This is a genomic window from Streptomyces sp. McG3, assembly GCF_018619185.1.
GTDB lineage: Bacteria > Actinomycetota > Actinomycetes > Streptomycetales > Streptomycetaceae > Streptomyces.
In genome coordinates this window covers 1-4940 of the sequence record NZ_JAAXYC010000447.1, presented here as the reverse complement: position 1 = coordinate 4940, position 4940 = coordinate 1, and the positions used below count along the sequence as shown (strand labels likewise).

The 4940-nt window shown below is 72.6% G+C and carries 5 protein-coding genes; 1 reads left to right on the top strand and 4 read right to left on the bottom strand.

The genetic code is table 11. The features are described 5' to 3' along the window. Positions 1-20: 20 nt before the first annotated feature. The 4 genes from HET64_RS36595 to HET64_RS36580 form a co-directional block, all read right to left on the bottom strand. The gene (locus HET64_RS36595) at positions 21-518 is read right to left on the bottom strand and encodes an ATP-binding protein (protein WP_215111547.1); all 498 of its coding nucleotides are present in this window, start codon (positions 516-518) and stop codon (positions 21-23) included. A gap of 407 nt (positions 519-925) precedes the next feature. Then, the gene (locus tag HET64_RS36590) at positions 926-1921 is read right to left on the bottom strand and encodes an acyl-CoA dehydrogenase family protein (RefSeq protein WP_215111546.1); all 996 of its coding nucleotides are present in this window, start codon (positions 1919-1921) and stop codon (positions 926-928) included. Positions 1922-1928: 7 nt separating this feature from the next. After that, positions 1929-3083: an acyl-CoA dehydrogenase family protein gene (locus HET64_RS36585; protein ID WP_215111545.1), complete on the bottom strand. Its 1155-nt coding sequence runs from the start codon at positions 3081-3083 to the stop codon at positions 1929-1931. A 12-nt stretch (positions 3084-3095) separates the two neighbouring features. Then, a complete protein-coding gene (locus tag HET64_RS36580) occupies positions 3096-4289 on the bottom strand; it encodes an amidohydrolase family protein (RefSeq protein WP_215111544.1) in 1194 nt (397 codons plus the stop codon). Positions 4290-4470: 181 nt separating this feature from the next. On the opposite strand from HET64_RS36580, the gene HET64_RS36575 reads away from it, so the two are divergent. Further along, the coding region (locus tag HET64_RS36575; RefSeq protein WP_215111543.1) for an AMP-binding protein at positions 4471-4940 on the top strand (470 nt) is incomplete at its 3' end.

The window sequence follows — 4940 nt, the reverse complement described above, 5'->3', positions numbered from 1 at the left end:
GGACAGGGAAGGGGGCGGGCTCAGGCCAGGTTGGTGAAGAGGCAGGAGGGCGGTTCGTACGCCTCGCCGCCCTGGCCGGCGCCCGAGGGCGCCTCCGGGAGCCGCACCGGGCCGCTCCGGTCGACCTCGCACCAGATCTGCTTCCCGGCGCCCTCCGGCAGCCAGCCCCAGCGGTCCGCGAGGCCGTCCACCAGCTCCAGGCCCCGGCCGCCCGTCTCGTCGCCCTCCGCGTGCCGCTGGAGCGGCGGGCGGTCGCTGGCGTCCGCGACCTCGACCCGGACGGTCCCGGCCGCGCCGGACGCCCCGGACCCGCCGAAGAGCATCCGCAGCACCGCGGGACAGCCCGTGTGGACGACGGCGTTGGTGACCAGCTCCGAGATCAGCAGGATGAGCGTCTCGGCGAGAGGCTCGTCATCCCCTATCCCGGAACCGACCAGACGCGACCGCGCCCACCTACGGGCCCGCCCCACTTCCGCGGGATCCGGACCGACCTCCAGCTGAACCTGAAGCACCTGCACCGCTCACACCATCCGAACCGGCGGACACATCGCCTCGCGCCTCCTCAGGGTCACGGAACGTGATTCCCTTACGCGACAGCATGGTTGACGTACAGTCACCGCAACAAGCGCTTCGGGCATATTCCAGCGCGAAGGAGTACGCGTGGTGCATACTGTGCGACGCACGCTGCGGGGAGTCGAACAGGAGCGCGCAGAGACCGCGAGAAACGCTCTTCGGGCAGGCCCGGCACATCTCCGACGAGAGCCCTCGCCCCGGACCGGGGCCGCCGCACAGGCCGCCCCCGGATCGCCCGGTTCCAGAACCACTCGCATCCCACGGAGCGTACCCGAGCCGGACACCGACTCCACCCGGTGACGAATCACGCAAAGGACACAAGCCGGTATCGACGCCGCCCGGCTGCGCTGCGTCACCCTCCGCCCCCCGCTTCCGGGGCTCCTCCGCCGGGCGCCGCCGAGCTGCCGGAACCCGGCCGCGCGGCCCCCAGACCGGCGGCCAGGAGCTCCTCCGCCGCGGCCCCGCCGAGCCGGGCCGCGGCCCGGAGCCAGGCCCGTTTCAGGTGGAGGTGAACATCTGCCTCCCAGGTGAAGCCCATCCCGCCGTGAATCTGGAGGCAGTCGCGCGCGTTGCGTACGGCCGCCTCGTCGGCGAGCAGTTTGGCCGCCGTGATCTCCACCGGGTCGCCGGTCACGGCGGCCGCGTACACGGCGGCGCGGGCCGGCTCGGTGCGGGCGAGCATGTCGGCGCAGAGATGTTTGACCGCTTGGAACGATCCGATGGGTGATCCGAACTGCGTTCGGTCCCCGGCGTGTTGAACGGCCGTCTCGGTGGTCCGGGCGGCGCTGCCGAGCTGTTCGGCAGCAGTGAGAAGCGCCCCCTCGTAGTCGAGTGCGCCGGGGCACGCCTCCGTGGCCGCCGTACGCCCCGCCACCCGGTGCAGCGGTGTGAGCGGGTCCACCGACCGTACGGGCCGGGCGGCGGCGACGAAGGCGCGCAGCGGCTCCCCGACGAGGGCGCCGGCGCCCACCAGCACCGCGTCCGCCTCCGCCAGGTGGGCCACCGGCAGGTCCCCGTCCACGGCCGTCACCACCGCCTCGCCCTCCGCGGCCCCCTTCACCAGGCCCGCCGCCAGGTGGGTGGCGACCAGCGGGCCCGGCAGCAGCGCCCGGCCCGCCTCCTCGAAGAGCAGCACCGCCTCGGGCAGCCCGAGGCCCACCCCGCCCGCCTCCTCCGGCAGCCGGAGCGCGAAGAAGCCGGCCGCGCCCAGCTCCCGCCAGAGCGCCCGGTCCAGAGTCCCGCCGCGCTCCACCGCCGCCCGCAGCCGGTCCCGGTCGAACACCGCGTCGAGCAGGTCGCGCATACCGGACCGCAGGGCCCGCTGGTCGTCCGAGAGCTGGAAGTCCACGGTGGCCTCAGCGCCCCTTCGGCAGGCCGAGGATGCGCTCGGCGACGATGTTCCGCTGGATCTGGGAGGTGCCCGCGGCGATCGTGTACGAGAGGGACGAGAGCCGGTCCAGGACCCATTCCCGGTCGACGTCGAACGCGTCGGCGCCCAGCACCTCCGCCGCCGCCTCGTACAGCTCCTGGCGGGCCCCGGAGTAGCGCAGCTTGAAGACGGAGCCGCCGGTGCCGGGGACGCCGCCCGTGCGCTCCGACTCCGCCACGTTCCACTGGGTGAGCCGCCACAGCGCCCGGAACTCGGCGTTGAGCCTGCCGAGGCGCCGCCGCAGCACCGCGTCGTCCCACCGCCCGTTGCGCCGGGCCTCGTCGGCGAGCGCGTCCAGGGTGCGGCGGCAGGCGACGACCTCGCCGACGAAGGCCGTGCCGCGTTCGAAGGAGAGGGTGACCATGGTGACCCGCCAGCCGTCGTTCTCGGCCCCGACCCGGTTGCGCACCGGCACCCGGACCTCGTCGAGGAACATCTCGGCGAACTCCGTGGACCCGGCCAGGGTCCGCAGCGGCCGGACCGTGATGCCGGGGGCGTCCATCGGCATGGCGAGCCAGCTGATCCCCCGGTGCTTGGGCGCGTCCGGATCCGTCCGCACCAGCAGTTCGCACCAGTCGGCGACCTCGGCGTGCGAGGTCCAGATCTTGGCTCCGCTGATCACGTAGGCGTCGCCGTCGCGCACGGCCCGGGTGCGCAGGGCTGCCAGGTCGGAGCCGGCGTCCGGCTCGCTGAACCCCTGGCACCAGACCTCGTCGCCGCGCAGCACCGGGGGCAGCCAGCGGGCCCGCTGCCCGGCCGTTCCCTCGGCGGCGACGGTCGGCCCGGCGTGCAGCAGCCCGACGAAGTTCGCCCCGACGTAGGGGGCGCCGGCCTTCTCCGTCTCCTCCAGGTAGATCAGGTGCTGGGTCGGGGTGGCGCCCCGCCCGCCCGCGTCCACCGGCCAGTGCAGGCCCGCGTACCCGGCGTCGTACAGCATCCGCTGCCAAGCGGTGTCGTACGCCCGGCGCGCGGGCCAGTCGTCGGGCGAGGGCTTCGGGGGCAGGCCGGGGAGGGTGCCGGCCAGCCACTCCCGCAGCCGCCGCCGGAACTCCTCCTCGGCCTCCGTGTACGTGAGATCCACCGCCGTCCCCGCCTACTTGTCCAGGTCCAGGCCGAGCATCCGGATCGCGTTCCCGCGCATCAGTTTGTAGACGGTCTCCTCGTCCAGTCCCTTGACGTGGTCGAGGGCGACCTCCTTGGTGTGCGGGAAGGTCGAGTCCACGTGCGGGTAGTCGGTCTCGAAGGTGGCGTTGTCGCGGCCGACGACGTCGAGGGCGGAGATGCCGTGCTTGTCGCGGAAGAAGCAGCAGAACATCTGCCGGTAGTAGTACGTGGACGGCGGCTCGGGGATCAGATCGCGCACCCCGCCCCAGGCGCGGTGCTCCTCCCAGACGTCGTCGGCGCGCTCCAGGGCGTACGGGATCCACCCCATCTGGCCTTCGCTGTACGCCAGTTTCAGCGTCGGGAACTTCACCAGGACCCCGCTGAAGAGGAAGTCCATCATCGAGGCCATCGCGTTGTTGAAGGAGAGCGAGGCCTGTACGGCGGGCGGCGCGTCCGGGGAGGCGGCGGGCATCTGGGAGCTGGAGCCGATGTGCATGTTGACGACGGTGCCGGTCTCCTGGCAGACGGCGAAGAACGGGTCCCAGTAGCCGGTGTGGATGGACGGCAGCCCGAGGTGGGTCGGGATCTCGGAGAAGGTGACCGCGCGGACGCCCCGGGCCGCGTTCCGCCTGATCTCCGCGACGGCGAGGTCGATGTCCCAGAGCGGGATGATGCAGAGCGGGATCAGCCGGCCGCCGCTGTCACCGCACCACTCCTCGACCATCCAGTCGTTGTAGGCGCGCACGCAGGCGAGGGCGACCTCCTTGTCGTGCGCCTCGGCGAAGGTCTGCCCGCAGAAGCGCGGGAAGGTCGGGAAGCAGAGGGAGGCCTCGACGTGGTTGAGGTCCATGTCCTTGAGGCGTTCGGCCGGGTCCCAGCAGCCGGGCCGCATCTCGGCGCGGGTGATGCCCTCCAGGGTCATGTCGTCGCGGTCGAAGCCGACGGCGGCGATGTTCCGCTTGTACGGGAACTTCAGGTCCTCGTAGATCCACCAGTCGGTGGGCGGGCCGTCCGGGTCCATCGTGATGACGTACTTCCCGCCCGTGTACGCCAGCTCCCCGATGCCCGCGGTGAGCGGCTGCGGCCCGCGCTCGCGGTACTTCGCGGGCAGCCAGGTGGAGAAGAGGTGCGCGGGCTCGATCACATGGTCGTCGACGCTGACGATCCGAGGCAGTTCCGTCATGGTGTCGTCCCCTCCGGCGCACTCGGCACGGTCCCGGGTGCGGGCAGTCTCCGATAGTTTTCTGATGACCCGTCAGATTTGCTGGCGGGATTCAGGCTAGCCCCGCACCCCTGGACCGACAAGGCGCGGAGCCCTACGCTCTCCGCATTACCTGACTGGCCGTCAGTTCGGAGGGACCGCTGTGACCGCCGTGAACGACGTGACCGCATCCGCCCACGCCCTGGGCGCCTCCCGCACCTTCTGGGAGCTGATCGAACGCCGCGCCGCCCTCACCCCCGACCGCCCGGTCCTGCTCCAGGAGGACCGGCGCCTGACCTTCGGCGAGCTGAGGGACCGCGCCGAGCGGGTCGCCGCCGGGCTGTACGGGATGGGCGTCCGGGCGGGCAGCGTGGTGGCCTGGCAGTTGCCGACCCGGCTGGAGACGGCCCTGCTCTCCTTCGCGCTGACCCGGCTCGGGGCCGTCCAGACACCGGTCATCCCGTTCTACCGGGACCGCGAGGTGCGGTTCGCGCTGCGGGAGTCGGGGGCCGCGTTCTTCGCCGTGCCCGGCGCCTGGCGCGGCTTCGACCACACGGCGATGGCCGAGCGGATCGCCGGGGAACTCGACGACCCGCCGCGGGTCTTCGAGGCGTACGACACCCTCCCCGACGG

Excerpts from the sequence above, each read along its gene's own strand:
- HET64_RS36580 (WP_215111544.1), bottom strand. The coding sequence starts at position 4,289 with ATGACGGAACTGCCTCGGATCGTCAGCGTCGACGACCATGTGATCGAG.